16 protein-coding genes and 3 pseudogenes are annotated in these 18592 nt (G+C 56.9%); 10 read left to right on the plus strand and 9 right to left on the minus strand.

Annotation, left to right across the window (positions count from 1 at the left end; all coding sequences use genetic code 11):
* Positions 1-19: 19 nt before the first annotated feature.
* From PQR53_RS33120 to PQR53_RS33130, 3 genes are all read left to right on the plus strand, one after another.
* Complete coding sequence (locus tag PQR53_RS33120) at positions 20-349, plus strand: hypothetical protein (RefSeq protein WP_408463827.1); 330 nt, start codon at positions 20-22, stop codon at positions 347-349.
* Between the two features lie 18 nt (positions 350-367).
* Positions 368-865: a hypothetical protein gene (locus PQR53_RS33125; protein WP_408463830.1), complete on the plus strand. Its 498-nt coding sequence runs from the start codon at positions 368-370 to the stop codon at positions 863-865.
* A 145-nt stretch (positions 866-1010) separates the two neighbouring features.
* Positions 1011-1508: a carboxypeptidase regulatory-like domain-containing protein gene (locus PQR53_RS33130; protein WP_408463833.1), complete on the plus strand. Its 498-nt coding sequence runs from the start codon at positions 1011-1013 to the stop codon at positions 1506-1508.
* A 569-nt stretch (positions 1509-2077) separates the two neighbouring features.
* On the opposite strand, the gene PQR53_RS33135 is transcribed toward PQR53_RS33130, so the two are convergent.
* Positions 2078-2773: an FRG domain-containing protein gene (locus PQR53_RS33135; protein ID WP_408463835.1), complete on the minus strand. Its 696-nt coding sequence runs from the start codon at positions 2771-2773 to the stop codon at positions 2078-2080.
* A 468-nt stretch (positions 2774-3241) separates the two neighbouring features.
* Between PQR53_RS33135 and PQR53_RS33140 the strand changes: the two genes are divergently transcribed.
* Both PQR53_RS33140 and PQR53_RS33145 read left to right on the plus strand, forming a co-directional pair.
* Positions 3242-3793 (plus strand): GNAT family N-acetyltransferase, encoded by a 552-nt coding sequence (locus tag PQR53_RS33140; RefSeq protein ID WP_408463837.1) that lies wholly within the window; start codon positions 3242-3244, stop codon positions 3791-3793.
* Positions 3794-4568: 775 nt separating this feature from the next.
* Positions 4569-5657 (plus strand): hypothetical protein, encoded by a 1089-nt coding sequence (locus tag PQR53_RS33145; protein WP_408463840.1) that lies wholly within the window; start codon positions 4569-4571, stop codon positions 5655-5657.
* 92 nt (positions 5658-5749) lie between these two features.
* On the opposite strand, the gene PQR53_RS33150 is transcribed toward PQR53_RS33145, so the two are convergent.
* Together PQR53_RS33150 and PQR53_RS33155 are read right to left on the minus strand one after the other, a co-directional pair.
* A complete protein-coding gene (locus PQR53_RS33150) occupies positions 5750-6091 on the minus strand; it encodes a YciI family protein (RefSeq protein WP_408463843.1) in 342 nt (113 codons plus the stop codon).
* Positions 6092-6489: 398 nt separating this feature from the next.
* Positions 6490-7382, minus strand: a pseudogene (locus PQR53_RS33155) (LysR family transcriptional regulator).
* Positions 7383-7483: 101 nt separating this feature from the next.
* On the opposite strand from PQR53_RS33155, the gene PQR53_RS33160 reads away from it, so the two are divergent.
* The 3 genes and pseudogenes from PQR53_RS33160 to PQR53_RS33170 all read left to right on the plus strand — a co-directional run bounded on the left by PQR53_RS33160 (position 7484) and on the right by PQR53_RS33170 (position 9816).
* Complete coding sequence (locus PQR53_RS33160) at positions 7484-7897, plus strand: (R)-mandelonitrile lyase (RefSeq protein ID WP_408463846.1); 414 nt, start codon at positions 7484-7486, stop codon at positions 7895-7897.
* An 11-nt stretch (positions 7898-7908) separates the two neighbouring features.
* Positions 7909-8900: pseudogene (locus PQR53_RS33165) on the plus strand (aldo/keto reductase).
* A gap of 99 nt (positions 8901-8999) precedes the next feature.
* Positions 9000-9816 (plus strand): annotated as a pseudogene (locus PQR53_RS33170) (SDR family oxidoreductase).
* Between the two features lie 569 nt (positions 9817-10385).
* Here PQR53_RS33170 and PQR53_RS33175 read toward each other — a convergent pair.
* The 4 genes from PQR53_RS33175 to PQR53_RS33190 form a co-directional block, all read right to left on the minus strand.
* The gene (locus tag PQR53_RS33175) at positions 10386-10847 is read right to left on the minus strand and encodes a hypothetical protein (RefSeq protein WP_408463849.1); all 462 of its coding nucleotides are present in this window, start codon (positions 10845-10847) and stop codon (positions 10386-10388) included.
* A gap of 34 nt (positions 10848-10881) precedes the next feature.
* Positions 10882-11547, minus strand: a complete 666-nt coding sequence (locus PQR53_RS33180) for a hypothetical protein (protein ID WP_408463852.1) — start codon at positions 11545-11547, stop codon at positions 10882-10884.
* A 77-nt stretch (positions 11548-11624) separates the two neighbouring features.
* On the minus strand, positions 11625-12638 hold the full coding sequence (locus PQR53_RS33185; RefSeq protein ID WP_408463855.1) for a Rossmann-fold NAD(P)-binding domain-containing protein: 1014 nt from the start codon (positions 12636-12638) through the stop codon (positions 11625-11627).
* Between the two features lie 680 nt (positions 12639-13318).
* On the minus strand, positions 13319-14254 hold the full coding sequence (locus PQR53_RS33190; RefSeq protein WP_408463858.1) for a hypothetical protein: 936 nt from the start codon (positions 14252-14254) through the stop codon (positions 13319-13321).
* Positions 14255-14854: 600 nt separating this feature from the next.
* Between PQR53_RS33190 and PQR53_RS33195 the strand changes: the two genes are divergently transcribed.
* Positions 14855-15343: an SRPBCC family protein gene (locus PQR53_RS33195; RefSeq protein ID WP_408463861.1), complete on the plus strand. Its 489-nt coding sequence runs from the start codon at positions 14855-14857 to the stop codon at positions 15341-15343.
* Between the two features lie 978 nt (positions 15344-16321).
* Here the strand turns inward: PQR53_RS33195 and PQR53_RS33200 are convergent.
* Together PQR53_RS33200 and PQR53_RS33205 are read right to left on the minus strand one after the other, a co-directional pair.
* Positions 16322-16684 (minus strand): hypothetical protein, encoded by a 363-nt coding sequence (locus PQR53_RS33200; RefSeq protein WP_408463863.1) that lies wholly within the window; start codon positions 16682-16684, stop codon positions 16322-16324.
* A gap of 121 nt (positions 16685-16805) precedes the next feature.
* Entirely contained in the window at positions 16806-17354 is a 549-nt protein-coding gene (locus PQR53_RS33205; RefSeq protein WP_408463866.1) for a class I SAM-dependent methyltransferase, read from the minus strand.
* Positions 17355-18154: 800 nt separating this feature from the next.
* On the opposite strand from PQR53_RS33205, the gene PQR53_RS33210 reads away from it, so the two are divergent.
* A complete protein-coding gene (locus PQR53_RS33210) occupies positions 18155-18571 on the plus strand; it encodes a MarR family winged helix-turn-helix transcriptional regulator (RefSeq protein WP_408463964.1) in 417 nt (138 codons plus the stop codon).
* The last annotated feature ends 21 nt before the right edge of the window (positions 18572-18592 follow it).

The raw sequence follows: 18592 nt of genomic DNA on the forward strand, positions 1-18592 counted from the left end.
ATTTTCTTAGGAGAACATTATGAAATGGCTGAAAACTCTCATCATGCTGTTAGCTGTTGCCGCTGGTTGTGCGAGCGGCGCAGCGCATGCCGATCGCGTCCGTGTCCTGGTCGGGCCGGCATACCCGTACTACTATCCGGTGGCCCCGGTTCCGTATTACTACCCACCTGTCGTCGCCGTGCCCGCCGCCCCGGACAACTACGTCGAACAAGGGCCGGCGTCAGCCGGACCCGCGCAACCGGACGGGTCCTGGTACTACTGCGACGCGTCGAAAGCTTACTACCCATATGCGAAGGAATGCCCTGGCGGGTGGCGTGAAGCGCCGGCCCAGCCAGCATCATCCAATTGACGACTGGGGGAATATGAAATGAAACGTTCTGCGTTCGTCCTACTCGCCTCGCTGACCTGCGTGAGCGCCTGCACGATCGCGCCGACGGTTCCCAGCGTAATGGCACTGCCGGGCACCGGCAAGACCTTCGACCAGTTCCGCATCGACGACGGCTCATGCAGGCAATTTGCATCTGGACAGGTGGGCGGCGTCTTGGCAAACCGGGTGGCAACCGCCAGCGGGGCGGGCAGCGCCGCGCTAGGTACGGCACTCGGTGCGGCTGCGGGCGCTGCGTTCAATGGTGGCCGTGGCGCCGCCGTGGGCGCGGGTGCCGGCTTGCTGGCGGGTAGCGTGCTAGGCGCTGGCGCTGGGCAGACTTCCGCGGATGAGGTGCAGCGCCGCTACGACTCCGCATATGTGCAATGCATGTACGCGGCCGGCGATCGCGTTCCGCTCTCCGGCCGCCTGATGAGCGCGCCGGCCGCTGGCGGTAATGTGCCTCCACCGCCGCCGGGTTCGCCGCCTCCGGAGAGCTGATCGTGAGGCACACGGCATGGGTGTGGCGGCTCAGAGGTAAACAACAGACTTGCAAGAGGCAGGCGCCGTCCCGTCTGTCAACCCGGACTGGGGCGTACCAGCAATTTTCAACGCAATCCAGATGTTCACATGAAAGGAGGATGCTATGAAAGCACCAGGCAACAAGCGTATGGCTCTCGCTGCGGCCCTCGTGGCGGCGTTAGCGTTCTGGCTTGCCGGCAGCCCGGTTGAGGCGCAGGCCACGGACGCGGTTGGCGGCACTGTCACTGACACCAGTCGCGCCGGTAACGCAAACGTCGCAGGCTTGCCGCGGATCCAGCAACAGGGCGACGTGTCCTACGTGTCGGGCGGCGTCGGCCAGGACGAATCGACGGCGCTGGAACGCGCGCGAAGCCACTGGCCGCTGTCAATGCAGTTTATCGGACCGAGATCGGACTTTCTCGCTGATGTCCACGTCCGGATCGTAGACGCACATAACAACGAGGTGCTGCAAGCCGATTCGCTCGGCCCTTTCATGCTGGTCAAGCTGCGTCCCGGCCGCTATACGGTGCACGCGACCTACAAGGACCGCGATCAGACGAAGACCGTCAGCATTGCCAGCAAAGGCAGCGCGCAGGCGGCGTTCTACTGGAACGTCGAATAGCGGGAAGATCATCCTGGCGGGCCTGGTTTCTCCGCTGGTGAATTGCCACGGGGCTTGAACTGCACCCCAAAAGTTGGACACCCGTCCAACGATTTGGGGTGCAGTTCAAGCCCCGTGGCTTTTTGTTTTGGGCGGCTGCTGGCAGACGTGGATGAGTGGCCGTCACCCGGCAGCGCGCTGCCGCACACCACACCAGGCGCGGCCAGCAGTGGCCACACCACGCTCGCTTCCGCAGCACAGTAGAACTGCTTGCCGACAGATGCGGTGATACGTCTGCCTAACCGATACTGACGAACGCCTGATCTCTTTCCAGCCGAAAGGCCGGTAAGGGTTACGGTGATTCCTTCGCCCTTCGGGAAGCGGACATCCACGTCGCGGTGCTGGTTGGCCTTTGCCCGCGAACCGCGACCGTCAGTAAAGGCCGACTACGCGACAGGCATGATCCGCACACGACGGTCCGTTGTCTGGCGGAGCCGCCGTTCGAATGTTCGTGCGACAGCGCGAGCCAATGGCCGTAGATGCCCGCTCACTGCCCGTCGTCGATCGGCGGCAAGCGGCCCTTGGGGTGATCAATTCAAATCCAACTTCCAGTTGATAAACCGACACAACCCCTCAACATCGGGAAATAAGGTTCGTCGGTTGATGCCATGGCGATCAAGCGAGCGCAAAATATCTTCCCGTTTTTCGGCAGGGATTCGAATCTCTGTCAGTTCGGCTCTCGTCTTCCGATTGACGTCTAGCGGAACGAAGGCGCCCACACTCGACGAAAATCTGTGAAGAGTGAACCATCCGTGTTGAGCCACAATCCTCGGGTTGTTCAAGCGAGGCTGAAACGCCCGCGTGACCGGTACCAAGAAAGGATCTTTTACATCATACAGTCCTGTCTTCTGGAGTTTGTCAGCGACTAAGGCGTAGACGTAAGTATCGCCGTGCTTCGAATCTGCACAAGCAAACCAAAGGGCCGCCAATGGGTTGCTAGTCCAGTCGAGCAGTCTCGTCCTCAAGCCAAAATGTTGAGCGACGACTAGCAGGTCAAGCTGCGTCGCCCGATTCAGGTCTGCAAATGAGGCTCCCATAAGTCCGAGTTGGGCTAGTGCCAGTTTCTCCTTTGCCGTCGTATCTGCCTTGGGGTTGGTTCGGGCGATCCCAGGTAAAAGGCCGCCTTCGATTGCTTGGCCTCGGAACAGCACGAGATCAGCGACAAGATCGAATACCTCGGTTTCGTTAATGAACGCAGAAAAGCTCTCCGCAACAATTTTGCGCACGATGGCCTCTTGTAGTCGACGAAAGATGCACGCATGATGACGAACGCCCTAGCAAGCCACCTTGGGATCGCGCCCATCAAAAGCGGGGGGCGGCTCGCGGTGTGCCCAGATAGTCGGCCCATCGCTGCATTAGATCCCGACGTTCATTGAGCCATTGAGTTCGGTTGTACGCCTTTGCCAGACTATCACGCACCTCATGCGCCAACTGCATTTCTACAATCTCTGCCGGCATCTGCGGCACCTCAACCGCAACCTTACGGGCCGAACTCAGCCGGGTGGTGACTGGCTCGGTCCGGCCAGTTTCGGTCAATCGAAAGTGGCGCCTGGATCGTTGACGATCGGCACGACGTCCGCAATCGGTCGCACGCCATCAAACGAAACGAGCCCGTTCGGCGGGAGAGCCCAACACGGCACAGTCGCTGATTTATGGCATGCGATCATTAGCTCCCGGATCACAATCAAACTCTAATGACCACGTTTCCGACACTGACAACTTCGCGGCTATTATTGCGGGAGCTTTTGCCCGGCGACGCACCGTCGTTGTTTGCTGTCCATGGCGATGCTGAAGGCATGCACTGGTACGGTACTGATCCAATGACCGATATAGGGGAGGCCGATAAGCTGATTCAGGTATTCGCCGATTGGCGGCGCAGTGGCTCTGGCGTCCGCTGGGCCATCGAGAGGATTTCGGATGGCCTTTTCCTCGGTACATGCGGTCTTTTCCGATGGAATCGAAGTTGGCGAAGCTGCGTCGTCGGCTATGAATTGGCTCCGTTTGCGCGTGGCAATGGATATATGCACGAAGCGCTTTCTGCCGCGATCGATCACGGTTTCGATACGATGCAGATAAACCGCATCGAAGCCCAGGTTCACCCTCAAAACGCACCATCTATAGACACGCTGGAGACGCTGGGTTTTCTCCGTGAAGGGTTCCAGCGTCAGGCTGGGTACTGGCGTGGCACCTATCACGATCTCCTACAGTTCGCGTTGTTACGTGCTGAATTCCAGCGTCGGGTCTAGTAGACTGGTCAATGGTCGCACTTTTGCCATATGAGCGGCCGCTTTGGAGCAAACCGGATGACCGTAGCGGGTCGGGAGTGTGAATTCGCTGATGCAGGAAGCTGCCGCCGGCTGCTCGATGCCGCCGCCGTCAGCAATCCGCCACATTGCTGACGTAGAACCAGCCCGCCCCAATGTCGGCAATGGCCGATGATGCAATGTTCGACGTTGCGAATTGAATGACCGCTTCCTGGTAGAACCGACACCTGAGTGGCTGAGCGACATTGCGGGCGAATGGTGGTTCATGGCCGGCAGTACGCGTTCGTACCAACGCCGGAAAGCTGCCATTGAGAATTCCAGTATCCTCATTGCGGCTCGTTCATTGAACTGGTGCTATCGGCCAGGAGGCGTCATTTGCCGGTACCGTCGCTCGGACACTCAGATGTCAACTTGCGTCGGCAAACGGTCATTCGTTCGCTGAGACCCAACGTAGTCTCATTGCATCAAGTTTCGTTGGTCGAATGCAATTCGTAGACCGACTGCGCACAAGATGCAGGTCTCGTGCATGGAAGCGGTAGATGATCTTACCGCTCGTGCGTAGCAGCGCGGTATGTTCGGCACCCACGTGTCTTCGAGTCCCCAGTCGTTCCTCCCCAATCCCGAATCAAAATGCCGTCTGGCCTCGTGACGGCCGGATGTCCGCAGTTTACGGGCGAAGCGCGGCCGCGAAGACGCGTCGTCGACACGTTCGCTCAGGTAACATGGCGAGCAGAAAAATCATCGAGCGCAAAACATCATGGCCGTGCGGGTGGGTCGACTTGTCACGAGGGTAAAAGACGGCGCGGACATCTGGAAGATTCCCCAGTTTTTTGCCATCCTGTTCTTTTGCCAGAAGATCGTTCCCGCGTTATGGCCGTGGAAGCCGGAACGCTTCGACCTGCCGCCGGGTTCGACCATCCTCGGCTGGACGGTGTCCCTTGCAACCGGCACGGTGTCGTCACTGCTGCAAGGCGTGGTCGCTACCGTCGTCGCCGTGCTGATCGTCGGTCTTCTGTTCATGGAAGACCGGGAGAAGCGTTCGGCGAAGGAGCGTTTCTTCGGTCTCGAACTCGCATCGTCGATAGCCTTCGTGCTCCCCGCCACCCAGCCCGGCGGAGACGGCAATCTCAAGCTGTCCAACCGGGCGCTGGAGCATGCGAACACGCCCGGCTGGGGGTCGTTTCGCAATGCGTTCGCCTCGGTGCTCGGCACGGCGGACGTCAAGGCGTTTTCGTCCATCACGCAAAAGGCGAAGTCGATCGACATCACGCTCGGCGTTCAGGTCGATATCGACGTGGTCCACCTCAAGCGACTGGAGCCGCTGAAGTCGAAAGTGGAGGAAATGGCGTGCATGGTTTCGTTCGGTAGTCCCATGTCGAATCTCCTCACCAAGTGGATCTGCGAAGCGCATATGAGCGATCCGATCCTGCCTCGCTTCACGGACAACGCCGTGCAAATGAAGCGGCCGAGCACGGGCGCCGAAGGCCGGACGGTGCTCCAGTGGAGTGCGGAGCACACCGACTATGCCATCCTCGCGCGTTTCACCGATTCCACCGGCTTCAAGGCGCCGGCCACGTTCTTCGTGTGCGCCGGCGTCGATCAGGCGGGTTCCCTGTTCACCGCGCACAAGCTGTTCGACGACTGGGAGACGCTCCTCAAGGAGACCAGCGGCCGGGACTTCGTGTTTGTCTACGAGATCGACCGGGCGAATCTCACGAACGAGGAGACGTACGGGCAGGCGAGGGTGAGCAGGAAGTCGTCGTTCCTCCGGACGGACGGCGGTGCATGGCGTGAATTCCAGGTGACAGCCGATCAACCGGCCGAGATCGTGCGCACGGACGCCTGACGCTCGGCAAGGAGTTTTGCGCGCTCGGCCGCTATCACCTGATGACCCACCCAGCTCTTGCCGGACAACTCGTCGACAACCAGCCGCGCGGGTCAGCTCTCGGGATCGTACCCGAACTCGCGAAGTTCCTGCGAGCAGCGGCAAGGTTTGGCGATCTTCGCGGCCCATTGGACAGCGGCTTCGCGCGACGAGAGTTCCAAGACACAGAAGCCGCCGTCGAATTTCTTGGTCTGCGGGTAGGTCTCGTTCGTGACGGTGCCGTCGGCGGCGACCAATAGCGGCGCGACGTCCTCATTGATGGCACCGCCGAAGACATAGACGCCGGCATCCTTCGCCTCGCATATGACCGTGTGTGCCGCTTCGCCGACCGCAGCCATGTCTTCGTCGGAGATGTCCATTGCCGATCTGGGGAAGGAGATAAGGTACTTCGTCATCGTTCGTTCCTCCGTGTTCGAGTTTTGGAATTGCGTGTGGGCGCTTCTTGGCGGATAACCACCACTAGAACCGAAGACCTCTTGCGGCAAATCGTGGGCTGTCTAGCATAAAGAGGAAACCTGGAGCACTGTGCGACGCCGGGTCAAGGGCAGCTATGCCTCCGGACCGGCCGTTGCGGTAGCTTGAATTCGAACGGCGGCTCAGGGTCGGCTTCGGAAATTCAGCTATCCCCTAGGTATCGCGGTGACAAAGAGATCTCGTATTTCCGGATGCGGCCATGAGCCGTCATTGGCTCACCTCATCTGTTCGACATCCGGGAGGCGGCTCGACTCCAAAAGCGGTCGCCTGAGGGCGACTCCAGGCAAATGCGTCATTCTCTTATTCGATCCTGGGAAGCCTACTTCGCGTGACGCAACGCATTAGCAACGACGACGAACGCCGGAGTCGGCTGGCAGCGGCTGGGATAGTACAGATGGAAGCCAGAGAACGACGGACACCAGTCGGACAGCACCCGCAACAACTCGCCGCTCGCAAGTTGCGTCAATACCCGTTCTTCGGGAACGAAGGCGAGGCCGATGCCAGCAAGCGCGGCCTTTACGGCCATCGTCGCCGTATTGAAGACAAGTTGTCCTTCTACGCGGACGTTGAGCTCACGTGTTCCTTTTTTAAACTCCCACGCGTAAATGCCACCGGCCGTTGGCAGCCGGATGTTAATGCAGTTATGTGCCGTCAGGTCTTCGGGCGTCTTCGGCTTCGGATGCATGGCGAAGTAAGCGGGCGTGCTCACAACAGCCATGCGCACCTCAGGACCAATGCGAACCGCGACCATGTCCTTTGCTATTTGCTCTCCGAGCCGCACGCCTGCATCCACCCGTTGCTCGACGATATCCGTCAGTCCGTTATCGATGACGATCTCGATCGTGATGTCAGGATAGTCGGAAGGAGCCGTTGAATTACAGGCCACAGCAGCAATTCAGCCGCGTGCTCCCCGGCGGCAATGCGCACCGTGCCCGCCGGCTTATCGCGCAAAGCGGTGAGCGCGCTTAACTCGGCCTCGATCTCATCGAGCCGGGGGCCGACCGACTGGATCAGACGTTCGCCGGCTTCGGTCGGCGAAACCTTGCGTGTGGTTCGTGCGAGAAGCCGCAGTCCCAGACGTGCTTCGAGATTCCGCACCGTCTGACTCAGCGCAGATTGGGAAACGCCGAGCTTTGCGGCAGCCTTCGTGAAACTGCCCTCGCGAGCAACGGAGAGGAACGCCGTGATATCGGATAAATCGGAACGCGCCATTTATAAGCTCCCCTTCTAACTTCATGCGGATTTTAGCTCTTAATCGCAGTGGGACGCGCTGCTACATTAGAAATTCACGGCAAATATCGCAAGGAGCATTCATGCAAATCATCAGATGCGGCTCGCAGCAATCTGCGACGGGACCGGCTGAATATTTCACCGGGACGGTCAGGATCGACGCGCCGTTCACTGGGGTCGAGCCCGCCCGGATCGGCGGCGCAACCGTGACATTCGAACCAGGCGCGCGGACTGCGTGGCATACACATCCGCTCGGTCAGACGCTGATCGTGACGGCAGGTCTCGGCTGGGTGCAGAGAGAAGGCGGACTGGTTAAGGAGATCAAGCCGGGCGACATTGTCTGGATCGCCCCCGGAGAGAAGCACTGGCACGGCGCGACCGCCACCACAGCGATGACGCATATCGCCATCGCTGAAAAGGTGAACGGCAGCCCCGTCGACTGGATGGAACAGGTCACGAACGAGGAGTATCGGGCCGGCGTGACCGTGGACGGTTGAGGAGCTAGATGATGAAGCAACGCATTCTTGGAAAGAGCGGGCTGGAAGTCTCGGCAATGGGCCTTGGTTGCATGGGGCTGAGCTACGGTTATGGGCCCGCAACAGAAAAGGCCGACGCGATCAGGCTGATCCGGTCCGCCTTCGAGCAAGGCGTCACGTTTTTCGATACAGCCGAGGCATATGCGCAAGGCGCGAATGAAGAACTGGTGGGCGAGGCGCTTGCGCCGTTCCGCGATCAGGTTGTAATCGCGACGAAGTTCGGTTTCGAGGGCGGCGACGTTCAGAAAGGCGTAAACAGCAAGCCGGACAATATCCGTGCGGTGACGGAGGCCGCTCTCAAACGGCTGCGTACGGATCGCATTGACCTCCTTTACCAACACCGGGTCGATCCCGACGTGCCGATGGAAGATGTCGCTGGCGCAGTCAAAGACCTGATTCACGAGGGCAAGGTCAAGCATTTCGGCATTTCGGCATGTCGGAAGCAGGCACCCAATCGATCCGCCGTGCCCATGCTGTGCAACCGGTCGCGGCGCTGCAAAGCGAATATTCGTTGTGGTGGCGCGAGCCAGAGAGAGAGATCCTGCCGCTGCTCGAAGAGCTTGGCATCGGCTTCGTGCCGTTCAGCCCGCTCGGCAAAGGCTTTCTGACTGGCGCTATCGGCGCAAACACCGGCTTCGACAAATCCGACTTCCGCAATGTCGTGCCGCGCTTCTCTGAAGAGAACCGCAACGCGAATCAAGCCCTGGTCGACGTCCTCAAGCAGCTTGCCGCGAGTCTGAACGCGACGCCGGCGCAAGTTGCGCTCGCGTGGCTGCTCGCGCAAAAGCCGTGGATCGCGCCGATTCCCGGTACGACGAAGCTGCATCGACTGGAAGAAAACGTCGGCGCTGCTGCTATCGAACTGACGGCTGGCAACCTGAGCGACATTGATGCCCGGCTCGCGGACGTTATGGTGCAAGGCGAGCGCTACCCGGCACACCTGCAGGCGCGCGTCGGCAAGTAACCGATCCTCTTATCGCGAAGGTTGCGACCGGGCTTGAACTCTATGCTTTGCCAAAGAATTGGCGTGGCATCAGTGAACCGGAACACACGGAAGGAAGTCATGCAGAAAGTTGTCGTTGTTATCGGCCCGGGATCAATCGGGCAGGCCATCGCGCGTCGGGTGGGCGCGGGAAGGCATTTGCTGCTCGCGGACCTGCGTCAGGAGAATGCCGATGCAGCCGCTAGGACGCTCAGCGAAGCGGGCTTCGAGGTCACGACGGCAGTCGTTGACGTTTCGTCGCGCGTGTCGGTCGAAGCTCTGGTTGCTAAAGCGATGTCGTTGGGAAGAGTCCAAGGCCTTATCCATGCGGCCGGCGTTTCACCATCGCAGGCTTCGCCGGACACGATCCTGAAAGTCGATCTGTACGGCACTGCGCTGGTTCTCGAAGAATTCGGCAAAGTGATTGCAGAAGGTGGCTCGGCAGTCGTCATTGCGTCGCAGTCTGGCCATCGACTGCCACCCCTGACGTCGGACCAGAACAAAGCGCTCGCGACGACGCCCGTCGAGGACCTGCTGAAGTTGCCGATGCTCCAACCCGATCAGGTGAAGGATCCGTTGCAGGCCTACCAGTTATCCAAGCGAGGTAACGCCTTGCGCGTCATGTTCGAAGCTGTCCGTTGGGGTGAACGCGGCGCACGCGTCAATACCATAAGCCCATGCATCATCATCACACCGCTGGCAAAAGACGAACTGCATGGTCCGCGCGGCGCCGGTTATCGACGGCTGCGCGGCAAAGCGGGCCGGTACGCCGGACGAAGTTGCCAACGTGGCGGCACTGCTGATGGGACCCGATGGCGGCTTCATTACTGGCAGCGACTTTCTGATGGATGGTGGTGTTACCGCCTCCTACTGGTTCGGATCGCTTGCGCCCCAGTAGTGGGACCTCCTTGCGCTGAAAGCGCGCAGTCCGCGTAGGTGGATCGGACGTTCGTCTCTCTCGGCGCACGGTCGAATCGCAAAGCTATTAAACGTCGGGTTTTGCGTCGAGAGCGGCCGTTGCAGCTTCGTGGGCCCAGCGGCCGAGTTGGGTCGTCTGCGGAAGTTCGTCAGTCGAGTCGAGCGTGCTGCGCATCGGCTTCCGATGGACTTCCGGCCATCAACAGTCGTTGGCCAAGTTTTTTGCGGACGTTCGAACGTCGCTTCTGCGTTCGGCACCGGAAATTGGCGCGGCAATCGCGCCGCTTGCGTCGTCATAATCGTTTGTTACATGCCGTGGAATGATACCGGCTATGATCATCGGCACTTTCCTGAACCCGAAATCGTCTCTTCTAGGCTACAGCCCGTTTGCCTCATTCCATTTGACGAAATCATCGTTTCTGCTAGGAGAGGTTTGCCGAGACCCCGACCACTTATATCTTTGCGCCCGGAACGTTCCGTGTTGATTCAGCTATTGTCCTTTTGCCGCATCGCTGCTCTCAATACGGTAATCGTGATTTAGTCGAGCGATTACTTATTTCGAGGCTCGTCTGAGAGGACGTCGCCATTCTTGCTGTGCCACACACCGTCTCCCCAAGCATCTGGCTTCTGATAAATAATCGCATCTTTTCTGTAGCAAAACGGAATTTTTCGTTCCCCGGTATCCTTTTGTATTTCTATGGCTCCATATCGACTGATTAGAATATATTCGTTTGTGTGCACCATATTGACGACCCCGGGATATTGAGGATCAACGCGAAAACATTCGGCTTGTGAAGTGTAGAGCCTGTCACTGATTGTTCCGTCCAAGAAAGTTCGCGGCAAGTCCCAAAAATCACCGAAATATGCGTCTTCGATTTCATTTAAGGTATTAGAAATTTGGGCGTATGCTTCGAGCCCGGAACGGGCATGCTCTAGTTCATCCAGTCTCGCCAAAAGCTCTTTAATGCGCTCATGTTTCTTGGGCGGGGCGATATTCGTCTTGTTACTCATAACGCGTTTCCTCAGTTTTCTACATGGATTATAATCACGACGGCGGCCCTAGATTCTCTGGGCGAGCATCTCTGTCTCCCTGCTCCATATACTTTACTGCCTTCCTGAAAAGACGAGTAATAGGGAGTTTCGTGGTTTCCAAATCTACGTTTTCGCCGATAAGCGATAGTGCTTCGCGCCTCCATTTCTGAGGAAGCAACTCACAGGAGGTTTCAATTTCGTTTAGAAGGGTTAAGTCGCCTATTTTTGCAGCCTTTGGACCAGACATGATATCGCACCAAATGATAGATTGCGCTTCATAATGTGTTTCGATTATGGGCCGCAACGGAAGATTTTTGGCAAACTCGATTTTTTCTCGCAGATGACTTAGCGTTGATATCGACCCGGGAACTTCGATATCGGGCCACAGTCCGTAGCGCTCATGTACGTCGAAATACCAAAATCTGAAATTGTCGACTTGATTACGCTCTTCTTTTCGGTTGCAAATGTAAAAGTCGGCATCTTGGTTGCTCACAGCATAGCCTTTTGCGAAGCCGCCAAACACGAATCCGAAGGCAAGATTGCTTCCGAAAATATTGGGCACCACGTTTCGGAATTCTTCGAAGACAGCATCGACGATTGAGACGTCAAGGAGCTTTTTGGGATCGAAAATCCGCGTATGTATGTCGTCAATTTTCTTGTCATTGATTTCGGGATTCATGATTTTGTCCGGCTGCTGGTGTAACTCTCATCCGAAAGGAACATTTTTTTCGGCTTATGACGGTGTCAATGCAGTTTTCACCGGTTAAACCCAAGTGGGGGTTCTTCGGCGGCTTTGAATTTAAAGTCCTCCTCCGGAAAAATACCTTGAATGGAACGCTCGGCCATATCGCTGATAGCCCCCAATAGTTCCGGTAGTTTTATTCCCAGTTCGAAATTGTTTTTGGTGACAATGTCACTAAATCTTTTTCCGTACATGTGGATATAGAGATCCGAAGGCGGCGCGCTGAAGGTTCTACGGGCGGAGAGGTCAATGATTCCAAAGCAATTGACGCTTGAGGCAAGCTCGGCGATCCTCTGCTTGTAATCATCGTCGAGGTCCAAGGAAGCTATTACGATGCAGAATCCGCAGCCAGGGTTCACTGTTGGCAGATCGCTTAATTTAGAGATTATGCACTTGTTGGATAGCAGCCTTCTTAGCTTTTTTGGGGTGCGCGTAATCAGAGTGATCTCGTTCCAGTTCCTCTGGAGCGCTGCATTGACAAGAGCACGACCTAACATTCCGCCGCCAATAATGAAGAGAGCGTTCTCGTCCACAGACCAGCGTTTTGTTGCGTCCTCCGCAATGTCTAGTGCTATTTCCGGGTAATCGCGTATTGATCTAAATTCGTGCTGAACTTTTACTTTCTTCGCGATTTGAATGGCTTTGTTACCGAGCCATCGCAATTGTGTGTTTTCTTTTGTGTGCGAAAATGCTCGTTGAACTTGATGTTCAATGTATTCTTCTCCGAGCAGCCAAGAATGTGCACCGGCTGCGATCTCTGATAGCCGTCTAAGGACTTTGGTAGTTCCACGTATCGTGTGTGCATTGTCCATCAATGGACCGAGTATTTCCGCTGCTAGCTCGCGGTTTAGCTCCCCAAAACAGTATAGTTCGGCGCGCTGACAGGTCACTAACACCGCCGCTTGGCCTTCGGATATGTCGGGAATGGTCCGTTGAAACGTGTCTTCTAAATAGTCGGAAATTGCCTGTTTCTCAATCATTCCGTGATCAACGAAATGACAGATAAAATTTTTATTTTCGGTTCTCATACTAAGATTCCTCTTAATATTTTTTGCGCACGACAGTTACGTTCCTCCCAGGCTAACAATGTCTTGAAGGTGCACGCGTATCGCAGTAGCAGTTGTGGCCGAGATATGGTGAGATCTGCATGTGCACCCCACTCCATGAAGAAGAATGCAGCGTAGTGGTCGCCTAAGTAACTTTGACTCCTGCTAGCGTCCCGCGCAAGCCTTTTCAATCACCAGACGAATTTCGTCGTTGTATGTTACGTAAGTCCACGCCGATCACTACTTTTAAAGTGAAAGGTGGCGACCGTTGGGTGTTAGCAAGCTCGACCGCAAACAATTTGACTCGATTCCACTAGACTTGTCGCCTACCGACGACCTTCTTATTAGCAAGCGCACTTTGTGCGCTATTTAGAGCCGGTCCAATGCGCCCAGCAGGCTGGGCCGAAACGAGGCGCTAGCAGCGGCCGCGGTCGGCGAAGACGATCTCATTTTTCTGCGTTGGACTAGCTGAGGATGCCGGGTGTTTGCCCGTTACTTGGACTTGTACGAGGGCGGTTAACGTTGCGACCCCGCGCCGTGTCCCGAGCGAGCGACGACGAACAGTTGGTTTTCCTCCTTGTAGTATTAGTGGTCTCCGCGAGCACGGGTAGGGCGAAGAGTTCCGTGACACTCTCACGTGGCGCGACACCTCGCCGAAGAAGTCAAAGATCCTCTGCCAACTCACCTACAGCCATCATGCTCCTTTCGCTAGCAAGAATTTGCTTTGCTTTAGACTCAGCGCTTTCGACGTTCTCGAAACGGGACAACAACGAGTCGCAGAGCTCGCCTGAAAGACGTTGCTGCATATACGTCATTGCCATCAAGCTAAGCCACTCACCATGTCGACGTCCAAAGGCAACTTTGTATTCGTTATCCCCGTCTTTGATCCAGATTTTTTCTTTTCGGTTCACGTACTCAACATGCCGGTTGCAATAAGACCAGTCTTCCAGGATGACCGGTGCATTCACCGCTAATACGGGAGCCAATGGTACCGCTCCGTACATTATTTGAAAACCTAGACGTTGCAACTCTAGCCCGATCTGGTTCGCGTAATCATGCGCTGGCGACGTTCCGTCGGTGGTAGATGTCAAGAGCGCTTCATACTTTGTTTTGACAAAAAAGCCATTTTCGTCTTTACAAGAATCTCGCATCCATTTGCGTACATCATTAACACTTCGGAACGTCTCGGTCCCTGCGAACGGACGCCCAAAATATGCATTATCAAGCATCGATAGGTAGCGCCCCAGTTTTTCGGATTCAAACGATTTATGCAACTCATACATCGAATGATCCAGTTGTCGGCTTTGAACGGATAGAGCTACGACAACGGCGACAAGAGTTAGTGCGGAGTACAAAGTCCCTAATGTCTGGTAGCTACCACCAAGTTCAGACCACTGGTGCATCGTGATACTGCGGTCTCGTGAATCGAACAGTGACCAAAAATGTAAGCCACTCACATGGAAAGTAAAAAGCTCGAACAGCACTGTTATCAATAAAAAAACTACAAGCGCGGTTGCGAATATCGGCAAGTTACTTTGCCGAGCAGCATCTGGAACTCGACGATGGGAAGAAGGTTTCAGAACCGGGCGAATCGGCATGTCTGAACTCCTAAATCGTAATAACGATGTGGGCGAGCTAACGATGTGGGCGAGCGCATATAGTGTAACGCGGGCGTGATGGAGCCCTCGTGACTGAGGTCATGGTTGCTCTGTGGTTACGTTGCGTTTTGGTGTTACGGGCGTTCGCAGGCAGTTCCATAGAGGATTTTTCGGAGAAATGTCGGTTTGCAGGGCGGCACGCGCCCGTCTCGCTTCTTCACCCGACACCATGGGCGACTCGCCCACAGCTGACGTTGAATTAAGACGTCTAGAAATCTGCGAAGGCCGAGGTCACGAGCAGCGATCCGCCGATGTCCGTTGCACTCCGAGATGAGCCGCACGGGCGTGAGTAAACGACTGGCTGAAGTGGGTCGACATGAGGCGCTCGCGTCAGGCAGCAGTCGGCCGGGGTTGGCTGAGGTGAAGGTCTCGGCCGCCGGCTCCCATGCACTGGTCGATTGCCTCTAGCTGCCTTGCGTTTTGTCGCAGATGACTCGACGCGATATCGAGGGGTGGCAACGCGGTAGTGTTTCGCCGGTCATGGCAAGTGCAGCGAGCATCTGACAAACTCTCCAGAAGAATACTAAGAATGGAGGCAGTTTGCGGACGGTCGAATACCGCTTTACCACCATTTGGCGCATCGATGCGCCAGTGCAGGAAGTTTGGGCGGCAATCCAGGATTCGGCGCGCTGGCCCGAGTGGTGGTCTAACGTCGAGCGCGTAGACCAGCTAGAGGCGGGTTCCGATCAGGGCGTGGGCCTCGTACAACGCTATACATGGAAAGGCTGGTTGCCCTATCGCCTCGTGTTCGATATGCGGGTGACGCGCGTCGACCCGTTGGTCGCGCTGGAGGGGGAAGCCAGTGGCGATGTCGACGGCGCCGGTCGGTGGAGCTTTTCGACCGACGGACGCAACCTTACCGTGGTTCGCTATGACTGGTGGGCGCATACGAACCGCGCGTGGATGAATGCATTGGCACCGTTGTTGCGGCCCGTTTTTCAATGGAATCACGACGCAGTGATGCGCGAAGGCGGCGCGGCGCTGGCACGGCGGCTGGACGCGCGGCTGCTTGGCATCGAGCATGATTGAAGCGAGCGCTGCGTCGATTGAACGCTCTGCAACGTCTCCCCTTTACCTCGACGGCATCTCTTGGCGTCGAGGCGGATGATGCGCGTGAGATGGCGGAGCAGACTTGAATTTGAAGCTAGGCGTTGCCAAATGGCGATCAACCATCGGTCGCTGTTCGGCCACCCACGGACGTCGGGACTGCGGGCTAAATCGTCGACAAATCTGACCTGCGATCCGGAAAACAATGATTCGCTAGAATCGACCGCAAAGCGCCGCCGACGATTGCAGGTTTAGTGCGGAGAACCCTTCGGGCGGGCTAGCTGCGGTCGCACAGACGGCCCCCTGCCGCCATTCACCTCCTGCACCTTTAGATCGTCGCACAACTGTCCGACGATGAAATAATTGAGGCGCCATAGCTGGCTCGCCGGACGACGACAAGGAGCGACATGCTATGCACGCTGATCCCGTGGAATACCAGGCATCGACGATCATGCCCCTCGCTCCGGCTTCCATTCCGAGCTACGCAGCAACAGCGATAGTCACTCACCGGAATGGGCAACGCGAAACATTTGGCATTCTTGGCTATTTCGCATCCGAGAGCGCCGCATGCAGGTTGCCATTGAATACGCAAAAAGCCCATATCGACGGTCGGCGACGGCCGAGGTCACCGTTTTCCCTTCGGTAGGTCTGCGCTAGCCGTTCGTGCCGTCGAAGTCAGCGGCGCCGGATGGCTCGCGTAAATGACGGAGCGATTCCGGATGCATAAAAAAAGCCGCAGACATTGCTACGGGCCAAACACACACGTCGCGCAAGGGGCGTTGACGTCGGTTCCATCCTACACATCTGTGTTTCTCAAGCAATCGGGTATCTCGTCTGGATATCTGCGAGAGGCCGCGTTGTCGCGTCTGCCGTGGAGCCGGCGTGTGTCATAGCTGACGCAAATGTTGCGGAATGGCTACAGCGCTGGTCGTCCGGCATCAGGATCATGTATCCGCACTTTCAGCTCGCCGGAGCATTCGCCGGAATATCGTCCTGCCGTGTCGATGAATCAACCTCCGTGCTGGCGAGGTTATCGTCGCGCGAATCGATCCAGTCAATCGCCCATTGGCGCCCAACCTCGGTCGCCTCGTCTTCGCTTTCGAACCAGGCAAGATTGCGCTCGATGTGCATTTCAGTATCCGCATCATCGTCAGGCGATGCTTGGATGATCCGCGCATGTGCAAAGAACTGTCCAAGCGAAAATTCCGGGGTTGCGTCGATGACCCCGCCGCCGTACTCGTACTTCATGATCGCCTCCGATAGTTGGCAAATCGAGATTCGACTGACAAAGCATGGATTCATCAGGCTGTATTCGTAAACCATCCAGGGATGAATTGCCGACTTCGGGGTCGGCAAGCAGGCAGGACGTCGTCTTCGGACTGCAATACTGTTATAGGTCTATCAACGAAACGCGCCAGTTCTTTGCACATCGCGTAGCGCTAGTTCACCAGTTGGTCTTGCTGCTGAGATGCCAGACGTTCGCCGGCGGCGCATTCAACCACACGGTTTTGATGCGCTGCCAACGCAAGCCTATAGGGGCGACGAACGGGACGCGCGGTTGATACGTGAACTGCACTAGACGTCGAGCCCGGTCCGCGTAAAGGAGTTCGGCGAAGGCCGCAACCGTTGGTTCGACGACACCAGACGAAAGCGAACGAAACGGCAGTCCGGAGACAATAATCGTCTTCGCTGGCAGGTCTTGCAGGACCGCAACGTTCTTATGAAACTCCCCGCCGACCACTTGCGCGTGAGGAAACCGCTCTCCCAGTTCGGTGGCCAATTGATCTCCGAGCTCGAATACGATCAGCCGTGCTGATGGGTGCCGGCGCACGAGAGATTCCGTCACGACGCCGGTGCCGGCGCCCACCTCGACGATAGCCTCGAACGACTCGACACCGTCCGCCATGGCGTCGGCAAGACAGCGCGACGAAGGGGCCACCGCACCTACAGTTGCAGGGGTTTTTAACCACTGTTTGAAGAAACTCAGGCTCATGCGAGGAAACACGACGCTGGTCGGTCTATGGATCTATCCGTGTCGTGAAGCAATTGCGGAGACCGCATCGAGGATATCAGGCAGTAGTTAACACGAAACGGACACGGACATTACAAATTTGCCATGAGGCATCTTTTTAATTCGAGGCTGCCGTCCATTGCGGAGAAAGCCGAAGGGTCGCAGGGGGGGCGACGATGGGCGTTCAGGCGCGCGCGCCTTCTTCTCAACCATACGCGGATGCTTTGTGGCGAAGAGTGCGCAGTCGGAGGCTTCCAACGGGAAGCGGGCGGGATGATACAGGAGCTGGCAGCCTATCTGGTCTGGCAGGTACACGGGCGTTCGCTCCTCGTTTATGGTTAACCTGACCAAGGGAGAGAACCATGACCGAGTGGGAAGTCACTCAACTATTCGAGGACAGGATCGCTGCAGGCTTGTCGCTTACCCAGACACTGCGCGGTACCTGCGGCGCGCTTGCAGACTGGGCCGCTCGCGAGTGGGAGAAACTCTCATCTGACGACCGGGACGAACTGGTGACAGTAGGCGCTGTGTTGCTTTGCTTATCGGTTAGGAGCAAACCTCCCCGGAGCGGGTAACCAGGTGGTGGATGCTGCAGGCAGCATAGATCGCCGACTGGGGTATAGCTTAGTCGGCCACGACTGGCAGTCCGCGGACAGAAGTGGCCGAACAGTATCGCTCCCGAAAGTGGCCATTTGGCCAAGGTCAAATCGCAAGTCCTACTTGCCCGCGATAGTAAATCAAATTTTAGTTGCCTTCTAACCATATTGCGATTTAATGTATCTATGTTCGATCATTGCCTCTACTTCAATTCTTCGGCACTCGCGCGCCTCGCTGAGCGCGAATGGGCCGCTGTGTACGCACCATTCGGGCTGACACCAGCGCAGGGATTTGTGCTGCGTGTAGTGCTTGCATCGCCTGGATGCCTGAGTAGCCAGGTTGCAGACACATTAGGCATTGCTCGTCCCACCGCCACACGCCTTATTGATAATCTCGCTGAAAAGCGATGGGTCGAAAGACGCCAGGCTGAATCGGATGGCAGGGAATGGTGCGTCTACCCAACCCGTACAGGAAAGGCGCTAGACCGGCCCATCAACGATGCCAGTGCAGAGATCGCGAGAACACTGCGGGCGAAAGTTGGGCCGGAACTGTTCGAGTCAGCTGTCTCGAGCATGCACGGCATCAGGAAGGCGCTTTCGTGATGTTTTTTTTGCTCCAAATGA

Origin of the sequence: Paraburkholderia fungorum, assembly GCF_046027605.1 — a bacterium.
GTDB classification, from domain to species: domain Bacteria; phylum Pseudomonadota; class Gammaproteobacteria; order Burkholderiales; family Burkholderiaceae; genus Paraburkholderia; species Paraburkholderia fungorum_F.